Annotated in this window: 26 protein-coding genes; all 26 read left to right on the forward strand. The window is 68.6% G+C overall.

Going from position 1 to position 18,878, the window contains the following annotated elements; all coding sequences use genetic code 11:
• Window positions 1-60 precede the first annotated feature (60 nt).
• Window positions 61-258: a hypothetical protein gene (locus Q9R28_RS11555; protein ID WP_311206140.1), complete on the forward strand. Its 198-nt coding sequence runs from the start codon at window positions 61-63 to the stop codon at window positions 256-258.
• Window positions 255-713, forward strand: coding sequence for an XF1762 family protein (locus Q9R28_RS11560; RefSeq protein ID WP_311206141.1), 459 nt, complete (start codon window positions 255-257; stop codon window positions 711-713). The genes Q9R28_RS11555 and Q9R28_RS11560 overlap by 4 nt, the downstream gene beginning before the upstream one ends.
• A gap of 151 nt (window positions 714-864) precedes the next feature.
• Window positions 865-1,230 carry a hypothetical protein gene (locus Q9R28_RS11565; protein WP_311206142.1) on the forward strand — a complete coding sequence of 122 codons (366 nt, stop codon included), beginning with the start codon at window positions 865-867 and terminating at the stop codon, window positions 1,228-1,230.
• Window positions 1,227-1,481 carry a hypothetical protein gene (locus tag Q9R28_RS11570; protein WP_311206143.1) on the forward strand — a complete coding sequence of 85 codons (255 nt, stop codon included), beginning with the start codon at window positions 1,227-1,229 and terminating at the stop codon, window positions 1,479-1,481. The genes Q9R28_RS11565 and Q9R28_RS11570 overlap by 4 nt, the downstream gene beginning before the upstream one ends.
• Window positions 1,478-1,990, forward strand: a complete 513-nt coding sequence (locus Q9R28_RS11575) for a hypothetical protein (protein ID WP_311206144.1) — start codon at window positions 1,478-1,480, stop codon at window positions 1,988-1,990. The genes Q9R28_RS11570 and Q9R28_RS11575 overlap by 4 nt, the downstream gene beginning before the upstream one ends.
• Window positions 1,987-2,376, forward strand: coding sequence for a hypothetical protein (locus Q9R28_RS11580; RefSeq protein WP_311206145.1), 390 nt, complete (start codon window positions 1,987-1,989; stop codon window positions 2,374-2,376). Before Q9R28_RS11575 ends, Q9R28_RS11580 begins: the two co-directional genes overlap by 4 nt.
• A gap of 151 nt (window positions 2,377-2,527) precedes the next feature.
• Window positions 2,528-3,181 carry a hypothetical protein gene (locus Q9R28_RS11585; protein ID WP_311206146.1) on the forward strand — a complete coding sequence of 218 codons (654 nt, stop codon included), beginning with the start codon at window positions 2,528-2,530 and terminating at the stop codon, window positions 3,179-3,181.
• Entirely contained in the window at window positions 3,178-3,474 is a 297-nt protein-coding gene (locus Q9R28_RS11590) for a hypothetical protein (protein WP_311206147.1), read from the forward strand. The genes Q9R28_RS11585 and Q9R28_RS11590 overlap by 4 nt, the downstream gene beginning before the upstream one ends.
• Window positions 3,471-3,713 (forward strand): hypothetical protein, encoded by a 243-nt coding sequence (locus Q9R28_RS11595; protein ID WP_311206148.1) that lies wholly within the window; start codon window positions 3,471-3,473, stop codon window positions 3,711-3,713. The genes Q9R28_RS11590 and Q9R28_RS11595 overlap by 4 nt, the downstream gene beginning before the upstream one ends.
• A gap of 667 nt (window positions 3,714-4,380) precedes the next feature.
• A complete protein-coding gene (locus Q9R28_RS11600) occupies window positions 4,381-4,680 on the forward strand; it encodes a hypothetical protein (RefSeq protein ID WP_311206149.1) in 300 nt (99 codons plus the stop codon).
• A 579-nt stretch (window positions 4,681-5,259) separates the two neighbouring features.
• On the forward strand, window positions 5,260-5,808 hold the full coding sequence (locus tag Q9R28_RS11605; RefSeq protein WP_311206150.1) for a hypothetical protein: 549 nt from the start codon (window positions 5,260-5,262) through the stop codon (window positions 5,806-5,808).
• Window positions 5,801-7,408 carry a hypothetical protein gene (locus Q9R28_RS11610; RefSeq protein WP_311206151.1) on the forward strand — a complete coding sequence of 536 codons (1,608 nt, stop codon included), beginning with the start codon at window positions 5,801-5,803 and terminating at the stop codon, window positions 7,406-7,408. Before Q9R28_RS11605 ends, Q9R28_RS11610 begins: the two co-directional genes overlap by 8 nt.
• A 17-nt stretch (window positions 7,409-7,425) precedes the next feature.
• Window positions 7,426-8,931 carry a phage portal protein gene (locus Q9R28_RS11615; protein WP_311206152.1) on the forward strand — a complete coding sequence of 502 codons (1,506 nt, stop codon included), beginning with the start codon at window positions 7,426-7,428 and terminating at the stop codon, window positions 8,929-8,931.
• On the forward strand, window positions 8,849-10,126 hold the full coding sequence (locus Q9R28_RS11620; protein ID WP_311206153.1) for a hypothetical protein: 1,278 nt from the start codon (window positions 8,849-8,851) through the stop codon (window positions 10,124-10,126). Before Q9R28_RS11615 ends, Q9R28_RS11620 begins: the two co-directional genes overlap by 83 nt.
• Before the next feature lie 65 nt (window positions 10,127-10,191).
• Window positions 10,192-10,830 carry a hypothetical protein gene (locus Q9R28_RS11625; RefSeq protein WP_311206154.1) on the forward strand — a complete coding sequence of 213 codons (639 nt, stop codon included), beginning with the start codon at window positions 10,192-10,194 and terminating at the stop codon, window positions 10,828-10,830.
• Between the two features lie 14 nt (window positions 10,831-10,844).
• Complete coding sequence (locus Q9R28_RS11630) at window positions 10,845-11,669, forward strand: P22 phage major capsid protein family protein (RefSeq protein ID WP_311206155.1); 825 nt, start codon at window positions 10,845-10,847, stop codon at window positions 11,667-11,669.
• Window positions 11,669-11,938 (forward strand): hypothetical protein, encoded by a 270-nt coding sequence (locus Q9R28_RS11635; RefSeq protein WP_311206156.1) that lies wholly within the window; start codon window positions 11,669-11,671, stop codon window positions 11,936-11,938. The genes Q9R28_RS11630 and Q9R28_RS11635 overlap by 1 nt, the downstream gene beginning before the upstream one ends.
• Before the next feature lie 9 nt (window positions 11,939-11,947).
• A complete protein-coding gene (locus Q9R28_RS11640; RefSeq protein WP_311206157.1) occupies window positions 11,948-12,508 on the forward strand; it encodes a hypothetical protein in 561 nt (186 codons plus the stop codon).
• Complete coding sequence (locus tag Q9R28_RS11645) at window positions 12,505-12,918, forward strand: DUF6093 family protein (RefSeq protein ID WP_311206158.1); 414 nt, start codon at window positions 12,505-12,507, stop codon at window positions 12,916-12,918. The genes Q9R28_RS11640 and Q9R28_RS11645 overlap by 4 nt, the downstream gene beginning before the upstream one ends.
• Window positions 12,918-13,376, forward strand: coding sequence for a hypothetical protein (locus Q9R28_RS11650; protein ID WP_311206159.1), 459 nt, complete (start codon window positions 12,918-12,920; stop codon window positions 13,374-13,376). Before Q9R28_RS11645 ends, Q9R28_RS11650 begins: the two co-directional genes overlap by 1 nt.
• Window positions 13,373-13,798 carry a hypothetical protein gene (locus Q9R28_RS11655; RefSeq protein ID WP_311206160.1) on the forward strand — a complete coding sequence of 142 codons (426 nt, stop codon included), beginning with the start codon at window positions 13,373-13,375 and terminating at the stop codon, window positions 13,796-13,798. Before Q9R28_RS11650 ends, Q9R28_RS11655 begins: the two co-directional genes overlap by 4 nt.
• Before the next feature lie 81 nt (window positions 13,799-13,879).
• Window positions 13,880-14,377, forward strand: coding sequence for a hypothetical protein (locus Q9R28_RS11660; RefSeq protein WP_311206161.1), 498 nt, complete (start codon window positions 13,880-13,882; stop codon window positions 14,375-14,377).
• Between the two features lie 83 nt (window positions 14,378-14,460).
• Complete coding sequence (locus Q9R28_RS11665) at window positions 14,461-14,928, forward strand: hypothetical protein (RefSeq protein WP_311206162.1); 468 nt, start codon at window positions 14,461-14,463, stop codon at window positions 14,926-14,928.
• Between the two features lie 53 nt (window positions 14,929-14,981).
• A complete protein-coding gene (locus Q9R28_RS11670; protein ID WP_311206163.1) occupies window positions 14,982-15,320 on the forward strand; it encodes a hypothetical protein in 339 nt (112 codons plus the stop codon).
• Between the two features lie 28 nt (window positions 15,321-15,348).
• Window positions 15,349-18,096, forward strand: a complete 2,748-nt coding sequence (locus Q9R28_RS11675) for a phage tail tape measure protein (protein WP_311206164.1) — start codon at window positions 15,349-15,351, stop codon at window positions 18,094-18,096.
• Window positions 18,093-18,866, forward strand: a complete 774-nt coding sequence (locus tag Q9R28_RS11680; RefSeq protein ID WP_311206165.1) for a hypothetical protein — start codon at window positions 18,093-18,095, stop codon at window positions 18,864-18,866. Before Q9R28_RS11675 ends, Q9R28_RS11680 begins: the two co-directional genes overlap by 4 nt.
• The last annotated feature ends 12 nt before the right edge of the window (window positions 18,867-18,878 follow it).

Genomic DNA, 18,878 nt, shown 5'->3' on the forward strand with positions numbered 1-18,878 from the left:
CGACGAGGACACCGCTGACCTGATGTGCCGCGTCTACGCGGACGACGAGGAGGACGACTGATGACCGAACCGATCAAGACCACGGGCGACAAGGAAGTGACGGTCGACCACACCTCGCGAGGAATCGTGGTCGTCACCGTGGGGCGCTCGCTTCCGATCCGCTACGAGCCGGCCGACGCAGCACGACTCGCGGACGCTCTCAAGACCGAGGCGCAGAACGCGATCCACGCCGAGCGCGTGGGGAGGAGGAAGACGTGAGCGGCGGCCTGTACGTCGTGCCGGTCTCGTTCGCCGACGCACGCCGCTTCGTCGCCGAGCATCATCGGCACCACGAGCCACCGAAGGGGCACAAGTTCTCGATCGGTGTCGCCGAGGGCGGGCTACTCGTCGGAGTGGTGGTGGTCGGCCGTCCGATCGCACGCGCCATCGACGCGGCTGGCGACACGCTTGAGGTCACCCGCAGCGCGACCGACGGCACCGCCAACGCGAACTCGATGCTCTACGGCGCTGCCTGGCGCGCGACATCCGCTCTCGGCTACCGCAGGCTCATCACCTACACGCAGGAAGGCGAGTCCGGATCGTCCCTTCGCGCCGCCGGCTTCCGTGTCATCGCCGAGCGCCCGCCACGCGGCGGCTGGGACATGCCCTCCCGCCGTCGTACGGCGCGCAGCGTCGCGAACATCACCCGTTTCCTCTGGGAGCGAGGCACCTGATGCTCGAACCCCTCCACCAGCCCGGGGAGCTCTGCACCGTTCAGTGCAAGGAGCTCCCCGAGCTGTGCCCCGCCAACACCACCCCACCACCACGGCGAGCGCTCCGACAGCGGAGAGCTCGCCGTAGTCGTTCCCAGAGGAGGAACACGAGATGACCGAACTGACCACCGACCAGCGCGTCGCCCTCGCACTCACCACCACCCTGCAGACCAGCGCCGCCGTCACGCAGGCGTTCACCGCGCTCACCGGCAACGACATCGCCCCCGAACTCTCGCACCTCGCCGAACGGCAAGCCGAGATCCAGACCGACATCGCAGGCCGGATCCTCGAGCTGTCCGAAGCGCTCGCGGCAGGCAAAGTGCGGATCGTCAGCGAGGGCAAGCTCGTGCGGGCGCTGTCGCAGGTATTCGCCGAGAAGCTGACCTACGGCCGCGACGAATCCGGGGAGCAGCCCAGCCAGCTCCGCGAGGCGCAGCTGTTCCTCCTGCGGCTCAAGGACGAGGGAATCCTGCAGTGAACCGCGACGCGGACACCGACCAGCACGGTCGTCCCCTCGGCACCACCGCGACCGTCGGCGACACCGTCACCCACCGATGGTCCACTCGCGGTGTCCGCTGGACCGTCGAAGCGATCATCGACGGCTGGCGGCCCACCTCACCGAAGCACCTACAGCTGCGGTCGCTGTCGAGCAACCGCACCGCTGTCCGCTCCGCCACCGACGTCGTCATCGTCGAACGCGCAACCGAAACCACCGAGGAGACACCATGACCGACATCGAGACACCGCGCCACACGAAGCGCCGCTACGCCCACGAGCTCTACCCGAACGCGGATGGCTGGAATACCCGTCCGCTCTCCACCGAGGTGCCCCACCTGTACGCCCGCGCGATGGGCATGGAGGTCGACGGCACGAGCTGGCGCGAGGAGGAGGCCCCGGAAGCGTTCCGTCGCGACTCCGACCGGATCCTGCTGCTCCTCGATGCCCGACGCATCGCGTTCCTCGCCGACGCCCTCGCGCAGGGCCTCACCGGCGACGACGCCTGGACCTGGGCCGAGGAGCACGCCCGAGACGAGAGCGGCGAACTCGCGTGGGAGCGCGCCGAGCACTACGGCGTCCGGCCGCAGGCGATCAAGCCCTACCCGTGCGGCCCGGTACCAGGCCACCACGACCACTTCACCGACCAGGACGACCGCTCCGGCATCGTCACCCGCATCGACGGCCCAGAGGACACCTGCCTCGTCTGCACCGAGCCAGTACCGGAGGAAGAGACACCATGAGCGACAGCAGCATCATCCAGCAGGCCCGCGACGTGCTCGCGAAGTGGCGGGAGCGCGCAACCGAAGGGCCGTGGACCGTCGTGGACGGTGAGTACTCGGACGACGCTGGAACGTACGACGGCAGTCAGATCGAAGCCGAGCACGAGATGGTCGCGATGGACCACCAGGATCTTGACTGTGGACCAGTGGCCCCGCTCGGTCACGCGGACGCTCGCCTGATCGTCGGTACCGCGGGCAACCCCGACCTGCTCGACGCGATCGATGGAATGTTGGCGATCGCCGCTGCCGACATCGCCGAGTACGGGGTCAAGCCGCCGGGGCTATGGAACGACGTCGCTCGTGTCGCCGCTGCGATCGTCGCCGCCGACGGACGGATGGGCGCATGACCGAACCATCCGCGGACACCATCCGCAAAGCAATGCTGGACGAAGCATCCGGCATCGACGGGCTAGGAACGTGTGTTCCTAGCCCGTCGCCCATTCCGTGGAGATACCCGTACTGGCCGGCGCACGACGTCAGCTACGAGGAGGACGAACGATGAGCGTCGACATCACCGCATGCATCAGCAACACGATGCGCGACCAGAAGCCCTGTCTCCGACGCAACGAACACCTGCCCACCTGCGACGGCACCGAGTACACCTGGTCCATCCACGACGGCGCATGGCTCGAAACCGACCAAGCCTGCACCGGATGCTCGCCCCGACCCGCCGTCCACGGGCTCCTCTGCGGCGGACACTGGGGACGCGTCGACGCCGCTGTGAAGGCGTGGCCCGACCTGCATGACGTCCTCACCCAGTTCGACCGCCTCGTGCAGCAGGACGGCGGTTCGAGCGGCCACGAGTCGTCTGTGCCGATCAGCGCCACCAAGCTCGCCATCGACGAGGTTCAGTCCCACCGGCGGTCGTTCACCGGCAACGTCGACGTGTGGGTCGCGGGGGAGCAGGGCGCGGCCGAGTCGATCCGGTTTGCGGCCGCCGTCAACCGGGCACTCCGCACGTTCCCCACCGAGGAGGCTGCGCACAGCGTGCAGATCCTCCGCTGCCCCGAGTGCGAGCTCCGGTCCCTCGTCTGGCACCCGCCGACGTCGACGGCGGAACCCGTCCGCATCGAGTGCCGCAACCCGAAGTGCACCTACGACGTCGACCAAGACACCTTCGAACCCGAGACCAGAACCGTGGAGGCAGCATGAGCGAGCAGCACAACGACGAACCGATTGTTCTGATCGCCGGCAGGCAGACGGGTAAGGCATCGGCCTTGATCGACTCCATTCTCGATCGAGCGAACGAGCGCGGAGTCCGCGTGCAGGTGGTGCCAGCTACTTCGCGCGAAGAGCTCGGGCGAGCAGTGGGTTCGGTGCTCTTCGACGTGTCGAACTACCCGAAGGAGGCTCAGTCGCGGCTCTGGGGACGCGACATTGGCCCGCTGCGAGAGAAGGTTACAGACGCCGTGCTGGCAGCGATGCAGAGGGGGGTAAGTCGATGACGGGCTGGATCAGCATCCGCGAGGCCGCGATCCTCGCCGGTAGAGCACCGCAGAACATCTACGCGTGGATCAACAAGGGCAAGCTCACTTCCCGGCGCAACGCTCAGGGGCAGCTCGAAGTCAACGGAATCGACGTCCTCCGCGTCGAGTCGACCGTGAAGCCCGGCCGTCCGCGGGGCACGGTGACACGCCGACACGACCTCCTTGACAAAACCCATGAAAGGCGTGAAAGTAAGTAACGAGGATTCACCACTGTGCCCAGCGCCAGCCAGAATCCGAAACACGGTCGGTCACCTACGGGTCACCGGCCGTTTCGCATACCCGCCGCAAGTCGTCCAGGGGACGACAGGCGGGGCCTAACAAGACGCTGGTGCCTCCGCAGACGCATACGGAGGGGCAAGCCGGGTGCCGATCCGGGACCGATCACGGTGGTCAGCCCACCCGCGGAGGCTCGCCGCGACAACAACGAGCTTCGGGAAGGCGGACGGTCGGACCGGTTGGGAACGCCCGACCGGAGCGCACCGACCGTCCGCCAGTCCCACCCCACTCTTCCCCGTCACCCGCAGACCACAACAGATGCTGCTGCGACGAGCTGACGGGGATCTAACGCGCCGTCTTCCCTCGGGCACACCCACCTGACACGTGGACCTGAGACGTGAGCGGCGACCACTTGAGGGCGTTAACGCGAACCTGTAGCGCGAAGGACGTTCACGACGGGTACCTCTTTGGCCCCAGACGCACCTGCGCCCTCAACTCGACACCCGAGGAGCGTCACCGTGGACGACCCGGACCTGAGTGCACACCGAACCCGGAGTAACCGCCGACCGGAGACGCACCTGACGCCCACCGATGCTCTCGCCATCGCAGTCGACGAGGTGTACGAAGCGATCGAGGACAGGAGCTGAGATGTCCGACGACAGTCCACTGTCCGGCGGGTACATGACCTGGGACGACGAACGCCGCGCCCGGTACGACGAGGCACGGGAGCGAGCGGCCACTGCACTCGCAGACCTGGCACGCATCCACACCGAAGACGAGTTCCCCGACGATCCGCCCTACATCCAGGGGTGGATCGCCGCAGTCGAGTGGACCAACGTCGAGTACGAACGCAGCAATGCCGGCGGCCGCTACATCTTCTCGCCCTTCGGCCAGATGCTTTCGGTCGGCGCAGGCCTGGCCGATTGGGCACGTCACCGCCACCTCTAGCCCAGGAGACGAACCGTGAGCATGCGCGTCTGCTCCGTCCACGGCTGCCCCGCAGTGTTCGACGGAAGCGAGGGCACACGCTGCGCCCAACACCGACGGGACGCGGACAGGTACCGAGGCACGGCCACCGAGCGCGGGTACACCAGCGCTGGGCATCAGCGCTTCCGACGTGCGGTCCTCGACCGCGATCCCATCTGTGTGCTGTGCGACGCCGCACAGTCCACCGTCGCTGACCACTACCCCAGGTCACGACGAGAACTACAGGCACTCCACCTCGACCCCAACGACCCCGACTACGGCCGCGGACTGTGCGCCTCATGCCACAACACGGCCACAGCGCACCACCAGCCAGGCGGCTGGAACGACCGGACCCGATAGGCGCACTGATATGCGCATATCACCTCGTATATCACCCCGTATATCAGGGGTGGGGAGGGGGTCGGTACAACGGTTGGTACATGAACCGCCGGAGAGGTGACTCCGAGGTCTGTCAGGTTCAAACGTTCCCCGGGGTGCCCCATCTGACCCCCATCTGAGGGGCAAGCCAGCCGCCGCGCAACGCGGCGAGAGGTGGTCAACATGCCCAGCGGAGGAGCGCGCGCTCGGTCCGGTCCCGCACCGGATCCGAACGCGCTACGACGAGACCGGAAGACCGACGCGGAGTGGACGACCCTCCCCGCGGAGGGCTACCAGGGGCCGATCCCTGAGCACCCCCTGCCGGCGAACCCGATCTACGACATCTACTGGGTCGACAAGCAGCGCGTGAAGGAGCTCGACACCGACGCGACTGAGGCGCTGCGTGAGCGTGAGCTCGCGCTGTGGGAGAAGCTCTGGCGTCGACCGCAGGCGGTCATGTGGATCAAGCTCGGCCTCGAGTACGAGGTCGCCAGCTACGTCCGCGCCTACCTCGAGTCGAACCTGCCCGATGCGGTGTCCGGCATGAAGACCGCGGCGCTGCGAATGGCTGCCGAGCTGGGGCTGTCGATGCCCGGCATGCACTCGCTGCGGTGGAAGATCGCCGACGACGACCTCGCCGCGAAGCGCGCGGAGGCCGGTACGATGCCGACGAAGCAGCCAGCGAAGCGCCAGTCCGCTCGCGACCGGCTCAAGGCGGTGGGCGATGCCTAAGCCGATGATGGTCGTGCCCGAGTGGGTTGAGGCGCACTGCGTCATCCCGGACCAGGAAAGCCGCGGCGAGGCGTTCATCCTCGGCACCGAGCAGCTGCAGTTCATGGCGAACCACTACACGGTCCGCGACGACGCGAAGGTCGGGCAGAAGAGCACCGCGTTCGTCTACCGCCGGTCGCTGCTGGTCCGGTCGCAGAAGTGGGGCAAGTCGCCGCTGATCGGCGCATTCGTGTGCGTTGAGGGTGTCGGCCCGGTCCTGTTCGCCGGCTGGGCGCGCGGCGGCGAGGTGTACGACTGCCGCGACTTCGGCTGCGGATGCGGCTGGCTGTACGAGTACGAGCCCGGCGAGCCGATGGGCCGGCCGTGGGCGACTCCGCTCATCCAGATCACCGCGACCAGCGAGGACCAGACCGACAACACGTACGACGCGCTCCGGCCGATGATCGAGCTCGGACCCCTCGCCGAGGTCATCCCGAAGACCGGCGAGGAGTTCATCCGGCTCCCCAACGACGGACGCATCGACGTCGTCACCAGCAAGGCCACCTCCCGCCTCGGGCAGCGCGTCACGTTCGTCCCGCAGGACGAGACGGGCCTCTGGGTCGCGTCGAACGGCGGCCACAACCTCGCGAAGAAGCAGCGTCAGGGCCTCGCCGGCATGGGCGGGCGTGCGATCGAGACGACGAACGCCTGGGACCCGTCCGAGGACTCCGTCGCGCAGCGCACGTTCGCCTCCACGGCGAAGGACCTGAACAAGGACTTCCGGCAGCCGCCGTCCGAGCTGAACTTCCACCTCAAGCGCGAGCGCCGGAGGATCTTCCAGTTCAACTACGCCGGCGCACCGTGGGTCGACATCGACGCAATCGAGGGCCAAGCCTTCGAGATGCTCGAGAAGGACCCCGCGGACGCGGAACGGTTCTTCGGCAACCGCATCGTGCCCGGACAGGGCCGGTGGCTGGACTCGGCGAAGTGGGGCAAGCGGAAGGACCCGCGCGAGGTCCCGTACGGGGCGCGCGTGTGCCTCGGCTTCGACGGCTCCGACAACGACGACTACACCGGCATCCGCCTCGAGACCCTCGACTACTACCAGTTCACGCCAACCTACGGCGACGCGGAGCGCCCCACCCAGTGGCGTCCGCAGGACTGGGGCGGCCGGATCCCGCGTGCGGAGGTCCGGTCCGCTGTCGAGGAGATCTGCAAGCGGTACGACGTCGTCCGGGCCTACCTCGACCCGAAGATGTGGGAGACCGAGATCGACGAGTGGGGGTCGCTCTTCGGCGAGAAGACCTTCATCAAGTGGCCGACGAACCAGATCGGCCGCATGTGGCCCTCGCTCGAGCGGTTCCGCACCGACGTCTACAACCCCGACTCGCAGTTCACGCACGACGGCGACCCGGAGCTCGAGGAGCACACCCGCAACGCCGTGGTTCGCTCCCGCGGTCTCGACCAGGCCACCGGCGAGCGGCGCTACATCCTCGGCAAGGCATCCGAGCACCAGAAGTTCGACTACCTCATGTCGTCGACCCTGGCGCACGAGGCCGTCTGCGACGCCATCGCCGCCGGCGCGAACAACACCCCGGACGACGAGTTCGTCTACTACTGATCCCGGTTGGAGGCCGTATGGACGCCGATGCGGCCCTGTCCCTCGTGAACACAATCTACGCCCGCCTGGCGGCCCGCAGGGCGGGCTTCCAGACGCTCGAGGACTACTACGCCGGCCAGCAGCCCCTCTCCTTCGCCACGGAGGAGTGGAAGAAGGCGAACGCGTCCCGCTACGCCGACTTCTCGGACAACTGGTGCGGCCCGGTCGCGGACGCCGCGGGCGAGCGGATCCGGCACACCGGTATCAAGCTCGGCGACGACAAGCGGGCAGCGCAGAAGCTGTGGACCCAGTGGGGCCGCAACGAGATGGACATGCAGGCCTCGCAGGGGGTCCTGTCGACGCTCATTACGTCCCGCTCCTACGTCATCGTGTGGGGCGACCGGAAGACCGACGAGCCGATCGTGTCGTGGGAGCACGGCGCGAACGTCGAGATCGAGTACGACTGGTCGAACCTGCGACGCCCGAAGGCTGCACTGAAGGCGTGGGTCGACGGCGACTTCGAGTACGGCATCCTCTACACCGACACCGAGCTGTGGAAGTTCCGGAAGCCCCGGATCCAGCCGCAGGACGCCCGGCAGTCGCAGGCCCGGCAGGCCAAGCTCGGCCGCGCCGAGCAGGGCACGTGGAAGCAGTGGCAGCCCGAGGGCGACGACGTGTGGCCGCTGCCGAACCCGCTGGGTGAGGTGCCGGTCGTCGAGATGCCGAACCGGCCGATGCTCGCCGGGGACCCGAAGTCGGAGATCGCCGGCGTCATGTCGATGCAGGACGCGATCAACCTGCTGTGGGCGTACCTGTTCCTCTCCGCCGACTACGCTTCGATGCCGGCCCGTGTGGTGCTCCACCAGGGCCCGCCGATGATGCCGATCCTCGACGCCTCCGGGCAGCGGATCGGCGAGAAGCCGGTCGACATCAAGGAGCTCGCCGAGAAGCGGCTGCTGTACCTGTCCGGCAAGGACACCACGATCGACTCGTGGGAGGCGGCGAAGCTCGACGTCTTCGGCGACGTCATCGAGATGGCTGTCGGGCACATCGCCGCGCAGACCCGCACCCCGCCGACGTACCTGGTCAGCAAGACCGGCATGGCGAACGTGAACGGTGAGGGCCTCAAGGCGTCCGAGATCGGCCTGGTCAAGAAGACCCTCGAGTTCCACACCTTCGCCTCACCGGCGCTGCGACGCATGTACCGGCTCATCGCCCTCGCGATGAACGACAAGCCCCTCGCGGACCTGGCGTCCCTGGCGACGATCTCGTGGATGAACCCCGAGATCCGATCCGAGGCGCAGCTCGCCGACGCCCTGGTGAAGAAGAAGCAGATGGGGTACCCGCTTGAGTACCTCATGGAGCTCGACGGACTCCCGCCCGAGGAAGTCTCCCGGGTCATGGCGATGGTCGAGCAGGAGCAGTTCGACCCGCAGGTGGAACGCGCGATGAGGGAGCTGAGTGATCTTGGCGACACCGGAGGCGACGCGGACGTATTACCGAACGCAGCAGCAGATCGCGGGGAAGACGGCCTCAGCAGCTGACCGGCTGCTGCGACGTCGCCTCACCGACGACTTCGACTCGTCGTGGTCGCGGCTGCGTCCGGACCTGCTCGCCCTCGTCAGCACCGGACGCGCCGCGGCCGCCGCGTCGGCGATCGACTACATCCCCGCGGTGCTCGACGAGACCGGGCAGCGCGGGGACCCGACAGGCGTCATCGACACCGCCGGGTTCCTCGCGACCGCCCCCGACGGCCGAGACCTCGGCACCCTGCTCGACGAGGCCACCATCCGCGCGAAGCAAGCCGTCGGCCGTGGTCTCGCCGCGACGGAAGCGCTCACCGCGGCCCGGCGCTGGACGACCGGCACCGTGCTCACCGTCATGGCGGACACCAGCCGTGGCGTCGTCGCCGCCGACATCGCCCAGCGGCCAACGATCACCGGATACGTGCGGATGCTGAACCCGCCGTCCTGCGACCGGTGCGTCATCCTCGCCGGGAAGTGGTTCCGGTGGAACGAGGGCTTCCAGCGGCACCCACGCTGCGACTGCCGCCACATCCCCGCCAGCGAGGACGTCGCCGGCGACTACCGCACCGACCCGTACGAGTACTTCCACTCACTCAGCACCGAGGACCAGTACCGCATCTTCGGCAAGTCGAACGCCCGCGCGATCACCGAGGGTGCCGACATCTACCGCGTCGTGAACATCAACACCCGCGGCCTCGGCACCGTGAAGTCCGCGCGCAAGTACGGCACACCGCACCGGATGACCCCCGACGACATCTTCAAGGTCGCCGGCACCCGCACCAACGCGATCCGACTGCTCGAGCGTGAGGGCTACATCACCGGCCCGCAGGTCCGCGGCGGCAACATCCTCGGACAGCGTGAGGGCCTCGGCCAGTTCGGCAAGGGCGGCAAGGCGCGCGGCGCATCCGACGCAGTCCGCGCCGCCCGAGAGACCGGCGTCCGCGACCCGCTGAACCGGTACACGATGACCGCCGCCGAGCGACGCCTCTACGACGCGAAGATCCGGATGGACATCGCCAACACCGGCGTCTTCCCCCGCTCGATCGGCGCGAACTCCGCCGACAAGTACGTCCGGCCGCAGCCGATCACCGACCGGCAGTTGCAGACCATCCGTCAGCAGTACGACGACGAGGTCCGCAAGCTCCGCGCGAACCCGGAACGCACCCCCGAGTCCGTGCGCACGCTCGCGCGCCTGCTCGGCATCAACATCTGATCTTCCCGCCGCCGGCGGGACGCACGGCCGCGCACGGCGGCCACATCGAACAGGGAGCAACTCCTATGTCGGACACGACCGATACCACCACGGACACCACCACCGACGGCACGACGACGGACACCACCACGACGACCACCACCGAGGTGATCGAGGGTGCTGACCAGCTCGGCGACGCGGGCAAGAAGGCGCTCGACAGCATGAAGGGGCAGCGCAACGCCGCCCGTCAGGAGCTGCAGAGCATCAAGGACCAGCTGGCGGCCCTGCAGGCCGAACGCGACAACTCGGGCAAGAGCCCCGAGGAGCAGCAGCTGGACCAGGCCCGCAAGGACGGCGAGACGAAGGCGACGCAGCGGTTCAACGAGCTCCTCGTCGGCGCGGAACTCCGCGCCGCAGCGAAGGGCAAGCTCGCCGACCCCTCCGACGCCTCGCTGTACCTCAAGCTGTCGGACTTCCAGGTGTCCGAGAACGGAACGGTCGACGCCGACGCGCTCAACGAGGCGATCGACGACCTGCTCACCCGGAAGCCGCACCTCGCGGCGGAACCGCCGTCGCGGTTCCAGGGCGACGCCGGTCAGGGCAACCGTGGCGACAAGCCGAAGCCCCAGGTCACCGAAGCCGAGCTCAAGTCCATGACACCAGCCCAGATCAACGCCGCCCGCCGTGACGGCCGCCTCGACAAGGCACTGGGCGTCTCTTCCTGAAAGGGGTAGCCCCGATGGCTATCAACCACTTCATCCCCGAGGTGTGGTCCGCGTCCCTGCTCGAGCAGTGGTCCGACCAGACCATCGTCGCCAGCCTGCTGAACCGTGACTACGAGGGCGACCTGCGCTCGGGCAACACGGTCCACATCACCGGCATCGTCCCGCCCGCGATCAAGGACTACAAGGCCAACAACCGCACCACGTCGGCCGACCCGATCTCGGACACCGGCCTGGACCTCGTCGTCGACCAGGAGAAGAACTTCGACTTCTACGTCGACGACATCGACCGCGCGCAGGCAGCCGGCTCGCTCGAGGCGTACACCGCCGCGGCCGGCACCGCCCTCAACGAGGACACCGAGAAGTTCCTCTTCGCGCTCCTCGTCGCCCAGGGCACCGCCGCGGCCGGCATCACCCCGGTCAACGACCCGGCGACCGCGTTCAACGCCGTCCGCGACCTGCGGAAGGGCCTGAACAAGGCCAAGGCCCCCGCCGGCAACCGGATCCTCGTCGTGAACGCCGAGTTCGAGGCGCTCCTGCTCTCGAACGACTCGAAGCTCACCTCGGTGGACACCTCCGGCGACAACCAGGGTCTGCGCAACGCGACCGTCGGTGGTCTCCTCGGCTTCCGCACGATCACGTCGAACTTCGCCCCGGAGCAGGACGAGCCGCAGGCCATCGCCTTCCACCAGGACGCCGCGGCCTTCGTGTCGCAGATCCAGGAGACCGAGGGCATGCGCGCGACCGACAAGTTCGCCGACCGTGTCCGCGGTCTGCACGTCTACGGCGGCAAGGTCATCCGCCCGAAGGGCGTGCAGGTCTACACCGGGACGTCCGCCTGATGCGCGTCGTCGGCGACTCCGGCATCGAGTTCGACCTCGACGACACCGTCGCCACGTCGATGGTCAACTCCGGCCACGTCCGCGAGGCCGGCAAGAAGGCCGCACGGAAGCCGGCAGCGACCCCGCCGGACGGCGTGCAGGACGGCGAGGTCGCAGCCGGGGAGCCCGAGACCGGTCCCGCCACCGACGAGGCGCAGGACATCCTGCACGACACGAAGCCGGAGCCGAAGCGCACCCGCGCCCGGAAGCCGGCGACCGACGAGTCCTAGGAGGACACGGTGGACGCATTCGCAACAGCCGAGGAGCTCGGCGCTCGACTCGGCCGGAACTTCTCCGACGAGCAGAAGCCGCAGATCACCCAGCTGCTGCAGGATGCGTCCACCTACCTCCGGGACGACGTCATCGGCCAGCAGGTCTACCCGCCGCGCACGACCACGTTCACCGCGTGGCCGGAGAACGGCTGGATCGACCTGCCGCAGCACCCCGTCACCGCCGTCACCGCCGTCACGCGCGACGGCAGCGCCGTCCGCTTCGAGTGGCGACCGGGGATCGTCCGCGTCGACGGTGACGGCCCCGCCGAGGTGACCTTCACCTACGGCTACGCCAAGCCACCGGAGAGCCTGGTCCGCTGGGCATGCGTCCTCGTGTCCCAGACGCTCACCACGCTCGAGCTGAACCTCGGCCTCACCGCCGGCGGGCTCTCCTCGGTCAGCATCGACGACTTCCGCGCCGCGTTCGCCGAGGGCGGCGCATCGACCGGCATGGAGCTCACGCAGGCGAACAAGGACCGGCTCCGCGAGCAGTGGGGCCGCACTGTCAGCGTCGGGAGCACCCGGTGAGCCTCGTGACCGGCATCGTCCGCATGGGCCGCCGAGCAGCCGAGGGACGCATGCACTCCACCTGCCACGTCCAGCGCGCCGAAGGCGAGCCCGTGAAAGGCGACGACGGCGAACTGCACACGCCGCTCGTGACGATCTACGAGGGCCGCTGCCGACTGCGCAGCGACTCCACCGTCACCTCCGACATCGACGCCGCCGGTCAGCTGCTCACCGGGCAGGCGTCGATCCTGTCGCTGCCGGTCGCGGGAAGCGTCGACGTCCGCGTCGGCGACATCGTCACCTTCGTCGCCAGCCCCGACAGCGACGACGACCTCGACCCGGCGCTCATCGGCAAGCGGATGCAGGTCACCGGCCTCCACCTCGACACCGACGCCACCGCGCGTCGCCTGCCCGTCCGGTTGGTGACCTGATGGGCGACGGCATCACCATCGACGCCAGTGCCCTCGATCTCCTGGCCGCCGACCTCGGCGAGGTTGCCTCCTCTGCCGGCCCGTACGTCCGCGACGCCATGGAGCGCACCGCGATCGACGTCCGCGACGACTGGCGCAAGCAAGCCACCGGCATCAAGCGCATGCGTGCGTACCCGAGTTCCATCGGCTACGACTTCATCGCCTTCCAGGGCTTCGGCGCAACGGTCCTCACGTGCGAGATCGGTCCGGACAAGAACCGGAAGCAGGGCGCGCTCGGCAACATCGTCGAGTTCGGCTCTCCCACGTTCGCACCCCGCCACCAGGGTGACCAGGCGCTCGCGGCACACTCCGATGAGTTCGAGGAGCTCCTCGACCAGGCGCTGCAGAAGGCCGAACGGGCGCTGACCTTCGGCGGCATCGTCCGCTCCGTCGCTTCGGGAAGGAACACGATCCTGTGACCCGCAAGCAGCACGTCGACGCCGTCCTCAACCGCCTCCGGGAGAACACAGACCTCGCACCGCGCGTCTTCCAGGGCAACGCCACGAAGGACCCGTCGGGCAAGCCCCGTACCCGGTACGTCACCGCCTGGGTCGGCACACCGCGTCGCACCGAGGGCCGCTACGGCGGCCGGCAGGACGTCGACCGGTACCGGTTCACCCTCCACGCCACGTCGATCGACCCGCACGACGCGGGCGACATCGACGACGCCATCACCGCGCAGCTCCTCGGCTGGACGCCCACCATCGCCGGCCGCGTCTGCCGGCCAATGCGGACCGACGAAGAGTCCGTCGAGATGCAGTACGACCCGGACCTGTCGCCGCCGCTGTACTGGATCCCCTCGACCTGGGAACTGGTCACCGAACCCGAAGCCTCCGCCTGACGCGGGGGCTTTTCTCATGCCACCCGCGCCGCGGGTCACGCCGCCGGGCAACCCGGCATCACCCCTACGAAGGAGAGCCCCATGGGCAACATCGACCCCCGCCCGGCGTCCCGTGCATCCGACGGCCGCCACAAGATCGCGTACGTGCCCTGGGGCGCGGACGTGAACCCGCTGTCCGCCGCCGTCCTCGAAGACGCACACCAGATGACGTACTCGTTCACCCCGGACGGCTTCGACCACGTCCCGAACCAGGCGAACATCGAGGACAAGCGGTACTCGCTGCCGCAGGACCTCGGCCAGCCCGGCAAGACCACCGACACCCTCACGACCAAGTACGTCGACTCGACGGATGAGGAGTCGGCAGCGGTCCTCCTCGCCCCCGGCACGAGGGGCTGGTTCGTCCGCCGCAAGGGCATCGACAACGCCGAGGACTGGGCGGTCGGCCAGACCGTCACCGTCATCCCCTTCACCGCGGGCATCCAGCGCGAGCTGCCGCCGACCGAGAACGGCGTCGACCTGCTCGAGCAGGGCCAGTTCATCACCGACGTCGTGCAGCGGCGCGTGAAGACCGTCGCCTGACCGACTCCCACAGATCCCTGACCGGGGCGTCTCCGCCGTCGCCCCGGTCAGGTCCCACCCACGGCGGAAGAACGGCGGACCCCATGACCACCTTCGAGGAAGACCTCGCAGCCGCACAGGCACCCTCGGACGACCACATCGACGTGCTCGTCCTCATCAACAGCAAGCCGTACCTCCTCCGCTTCCGCCCGATGGACGGCATGGAGTGGGCCGCGGAGACGGACCTGCACCCGCCCCGCCCGAACGTCGTGGTCGACTCCGCGTACGGGTACAACATCCGCAGCCTCACCAAGGGTGCAGCCCCGCAGTGCGGCGTCCTCGTGGTCGACGGTGAGGAGCGCAAGCTCCGCGTCGACCCGCCCGTCCAGCGCAAGCGCGGCGAGAAGGCACCCGAGCGTGTCGACGAGTGGGGCGCGCTGTTCGCGGCGCTCTCCGGCCACGACTTCAAGCGCATCACGGACGCCATCTGGTCGCTCAACGAGTACTACCCGCAGGAGGCGGTGAAGGCCGCGGGAAAAGCGCTCGCGAGCTCGGGGAGCACCTCGCCCTAGCCCTCGAGCTCGGCGTCGCTCCCCGGCGACTCTGGGGATGGGAGCCGCGTGAAGTGACCGAGCACCACTACGACGGTGCGGGACGGCTCATCGGGTCCACCACACACCGGGAAGCGGAGTTCGACGCACGTCAGCGCGACCTGCTCCTCGCGCACCTCCGCAGCCGCCGCGACATCGGCCCGCACGGGCAGCCGATGTCCGAGGCCACGGACCCCCGCGCGAACCCGTCGGTCGAAGGTGGCTGGCACTACGAGGCAGAGCCGGTCACGGAGTTCGCGCAGCTCGCGATCAACACGAAGCGCGATCGCTACCTCGCGCAGTACGGCGAGCACATGACCGACGCGCAGAAGGCGGCCCTGCACTGGACCGTCCGCCGCGTCGACGACACCTAACCGAACACGGGCCCCTTGGAGGCGCAGCATGGCGAACCGCACCACCAAGGTTGCTCTCGTCGCAGAGGTATCGCAGTACCTCTCCGGCATGCAGGCCGCATCGCAGAAGACGCGCGAGCTCGGCTCCGAAACGGAGAAGCTCGGCCAGAAGCGGGAAGCGTTCGAGGGGCTCGGCCGCGCCGGCATCGCCTTCGGTGCCGTCGCGGCCGCCGCGGTCGGGCTCGCCGTCGCGAAGTACGCCGAGTTCGACGCCGCCATGTCGTCGGTGCAGGCCGCCACCCACTCGTCGACGGCGGAGATGAACCTCCTCCGCGACGCCGCGATCGAGGCTGGCGCGTCGACGGTGTTCACCGCCACCGAGGCTGCGAACGCAATCGAGGAGCTCGCGAAGGCAGGAGTCAGCACCAACGACATTCTCGGCGGTGGCCTCTCCGGAGCGCTCGACCTCGCGTCCGCCGGCGAGCTGAAGGTCGCCGACGCCGCGCAGATCGCCGCGACCGCGATGACCCAGTTCGGGGAGAAGGGGTCGGAAGTCCCGCACATCGCCGACCTCCTCGCGGCCGGTGCAGGCAAGGCGCAGGGCTCCGTCGAAGACCTTGCGCAGGCACTCAACCAGGGTGGCCTCGTCGCCGCTCAGTCCGGGCACGACATCGAGGAGACCACCGGCGTCCTCGCTGCGTTCGCATCCGCGGGCCTCCTCGGTTCCGACGCCGGAACCTCCCTCAAGACCGCGATCATCGCCCTGCAGAACCCGTCCGACAAGGCGCGCGGGATCATGAAGCAGTACGGCATCGACGTGTACGACGCGTCCGGCCAGATGCTGTCTTTCGGCGGGATCGCCGCGCAGCTCGAAGACCGCCTCGGCGGTCTCTCCGATGAGCAGCGCAACGCCGCCCTCGCCACGATCTTCGGCAACGACGCAGTCCGGGCCGCGAACGTCCTCTACTCGGAGGGTGCCGACGGCATCGCCGAGTGGACCAGCAAGGTCAACGACAACGGGTACGCGGCGGAGACCGCCCGCCTCAAGCTCGACAACCTCAAGGGCGACATCGAGCGGCTCGGTGGAGCTTTCGACACCGCGCTCATCAACACCGGCTCCTCCGCCAACGACAGTCTCCGCACCCTAGTGCAGACCGCCACGTTCTTCGTTGACGCGGTGGGCGAGATGCCGGGGCCGGTCCTCGGCGCAGGGGTAGCTGTGGCGGCCCTGGCAGCAGGGGTGGGCCTGGTCGGCGGGGCCGCCCTGGTGGCAGTGCCGAAGTTCGCTGCGCTGAAGGTGCAGCTGGACACCATGGGCATCAGCATGAAGACCGCTGCTCTCCGAAGCGTGGGTACGGGGGCGGCCCTTGCCGGGGTCACTCTCGCGATCGGCTACTACGTCTCGCAGGCGGCCCAGGCGAAGGCGACGACGCAGGAGCTCGCCGGCACGCTCGACGAGTCGACCGGCGCGATGACCAAGTACACGCGCGCAGCGGTCGTCCGGAAGCTCACCGAGGACGGGGCGTTCAAGGCGGCGAAGGAAGCGGGCATCAGCCAGCGCGAGCTGACCGATGCTGTCCTCCGCGGCGGCGACGCCTTCGACACTGTGCGCGGCAAGCTCAACGACAGCAACACCGTCCTCACCGCCTTCTCCGGTGAAGCGTTCCGCGTGGGCGCTGCGACCGACAAGATCCTCTCGCTCCGGCAGAGCGTCGAGGACAGTTCCCAGGCGTTCTCAGACCAGAAGGCAGCGAACGGGGAGTCCGGCGACACGGCCGCTTCGGCTGCGGAGCAGTACCAGAAGGAAGCCGTTCAGATCGCGGACCTGTCGTCGCAGCTGAACGACCTGATCACGCAGTTCGACGCCGTCAACGACGTCAACCAGGACGCAATCGGCGCGAACGCTTCCTACCTCGAGGGCCTCGCCGGCCTCACGGAGCAGGTCAAGCAGCAGAAGGACAGCGTCGAGGGCTACACCACCACCCTCGACGAGAACACCGCGATCGGTGCCGGCAACGCATCCATGCTCGCCGACTTGGCGGGCAAGGCGCAGGAGGCAGCGAACAAGCAGTACGCGGTCGACCAGTCGACGATGAGCGCGGACGAAGCGGCAACGAAGTACGCCGGCACCCTCGCTGAGCAGCGGCAGAAGTTCATCGACGCCGCGACCGCTGCTGGCTTCAGCTCCGACGAGGTGAAGAAGCTCGCCGACCGAGTGTTCCAGCTGCCGTCGGAGAAGCAGATCAAGATCCTCGCCGACACCGCGAAGGCACAGACCGACCTCAACGCGTTCATCACGACGAACGATGGTCGGACGATCACGCTCCGGCAGAAGCTGATCACCGACGCGATCGGTGCCGGCGCGGCACCGGGAGCTGCGAAGTCGGCGTACAACGCCAACGGCTCGGTCATGGACTTCTACGCCGACGGCGGTGTCCGCGAAAGCCACGTCGCGCAGATCGCTTCGGCGAACACGGTGCGCGTGTGGGCGGAGCCGGAGACGGGCGGCGAGGCGTACATCCCGCTCGCCCCGTCGAAGCGGTCCCGGTCTCTCGCCATCTGGGAGGAGACCGGTCGGCGACTGCAGGCGTACGCGGACGGCGGGATCCGGAAGCCGCAGGCGACGTACGTGCCGACCCCGCCGCAGCTGGTCTACGTCGGCGGTCAGTCCGGCGGGCAGGCTGCGGCCCCCCAGCGGCCGGCGGCGGACGTCACCATCTACGCGAAGGACTCGGACCCGTTCGAGGTTGCGCGGCTGGTGGCTGACGAGATCGAGTGGAATGCGAGGCGCGGATGATCCCGGAAGACGTCTTCGAGATCGGCGGGATCCGCTTCACCGGCGGTGCTGGCTCTCACGGGTTCACGCTCGAGGAGGGCGGCATCGTCGGGTGGGACGACAGCCCGTCGGTTCGGTTCGACGCGGTCGAACGGGAGCACGGCGACGGCGACTTCGACCTGAACGAGGTGCTGTACAACGCACGACTGCTGACCCTGTCCGGCCTCTGCCATGCACGGTCGTCGGAGGAGCTCGGCGTCTTCCGAAACCGCCTGACGGGGCTGCCCTCGAAGGGGCTGAAGGTGACGGGGACCACGTTCGGGACGACGACCTTCGCGGACGGCAGCACCATCGCTGCCGCGTCGAAGTTCGAGGTCGTCGTCCCCGGCCGCCTCGCCCGGTATCAGCTGTCTCGCCGGTTCAGCAATCCGCGCCGGTACGGCCGCCTCAACCCGGTGGCCGCGGCCGGCGGTGACACGGCGAAGGTCATGCACTACGGCAACGCGCCCGCGTCGCCGGTGATCGTCACCTCCGGGGACGACGGCAACGGGTACGTCCTCAACGGGCCCGGCGGTCGGACGATCGAGGTGACGATTCCGCTGGTGTCGGGTCAGCCGCACAGCATCGACCTCGCGACCGGGCAGCTGTCCATCGCCGGGGTCGTCAGGTACGGCGTCTTCGGTTCGGCCGACATGTTCACCATCCCGCCCGGCCGGACCGTCGACGTGTCGATGACCAACACGTCGTCGGCGTCTCGGATGACGGTCAACACGTTCGACACCTACATCTGATGGGAGGCTGCT

It is taken from the genome of Curtobacterium sp. BRD11 (genome assembly GCF_031844345.1).
Lineage (GTDB): Bacteria > Actinomycetota > Actinomycetes > Actinomycetales > Microbacteriaceae > Curtobacterium.